Genomic DNA, 211 nt, shown 5'->3' with positions numbered 1-211 from the left:
GTGCCGGTGATCTCCTTTTCAGAATGATATTCTCTCTCGTCGGCAGGCAGGTTTCCGTATGGATCATACTGATGATAGTAGGAAACAAGCGTTACCGATTCAATCTGATCTTTTGAGGTGAGATGCAGAAGGCTTGCAATCGTTGTTTTCGGGAAAAAGACGGAAACGCAGACTGCTGCGATCAATGCGACCGACAAAACAACGGCGACAA

At 46.9% G+C, this 211-nt stretch carries 1 protein-coding gene; it reads right to left on the bottom strand.

Going from position 1 to position 211, the window contains the following annotated elements:
* A partial coding sequence (locus tag H6A12_RS13855) for a hypothetical protein (RefSeq protein ID WP_204448451.1) occupies positions 1-211 on the bottom strand: 211 nt, incomplete at both ends.

The organism is Merdimmobilis hominis (assembly GCF_016901855.1).
Taxonomy (GTDB): Bacteria; Bacillota; Clostridia; order Oscillospirales; family Ruminococcaceae; genus Paludihabitans.
The sequence above is the reverse complement of the archived record's forward strand: the minus strand, read 5'-3'. Positions and strand labels throughout refer to the sequence as shown.